The following is an 832-nucleotide window of genomic DNA, read 5'->3' as shown; positions in this document are numbered from 1 at the left end:
ACCATCACCATTGCGGTTGGCCAGAGCTCCGGCACTGTAACGACGGCGGTCAGCAACGACGTGTACGTCGGTCACGCAGCTGTGAATAACAGCATCGCCACTGTTACAGGCGGTAATTACGAAAACCTGGTTGCTAATCAGACTCCAGTGACTACGGCTGTCACCGATACGGTCGATACCTCGACCGTGACTCTGACCGCTACCCCATCCGTTGCCGAAGGCGGCTTGATCGTTTACACCGCTTCCGTCAGTGCGCCGGTCACTAATGCCCCGGTCATCGTGAAACTCGCCAACGGCGAGACCATCACCATTGCAGTAGGCCAGAGCTCCGGGACAGTAACGACAGCAGTCAGCAACGATGTGTACGTCGGCCATGACTCGGTCAGCAACAGCATCGCCACCGTTACAGGCGGCAACTATGAAAGCCTGGTGGCTAACCAGACTCCAGTAACTACTGCGGTGACTGATACGGTCGATACTTCGACCGTGACTCTGACTGCCACTCCTTCGGTTGCCGAAGGTGGCTCGATCATCTACACCGCCTCCGTTAACGCTCCGGTTACCAATACCCCGGTTACCGTTAAGCTCGCCAACGGCGAGACCATTACCATCGCAGTAGGCCAGAGCTCCGGTACCGTCAGTACTCCAGTGACCAACGACGTGTACGTCGGTCATGCAGCTGTGAGTAACAGCATCGCCACTGTTACGGGCGGTAATTACGAAAACCTGGTTGCTAATCAGACTCCAGTGACTACGGCTGTCACCGATACGGTCGATACCTCGACGGTTACTCTGACTGCCACTCCTTCGGTGGCCGAAGGCGGCTCGATCA

1 protein-coding gene is annotated in these 832 nt (G+C 56.7%); it reads left to right on the top strand.

All coding sequences use genetic code 11. The features are described from left to right. Positions 1-832 (top strand): immunoglobulin-like domain-containing protein (locus tag SJI00_RS22345; protein ID WP_322463855.1); only part of this gene is annotated, 832 nt, incomplete at both ends.

Origin of the sequence: Pseudomonas gebzensis (genome assembly GCF_034427815.1) — a bacterium.
Taxonomy (GTDB): Bacteria; Pseudomonadota; Gammaproteobacteria; order Pseudomonadales; family Pseudomonadaceae; genus Aquipseudomonas.
This window is presented reverse-complemented; position numbering and strand designations above follow the sequence as displayed.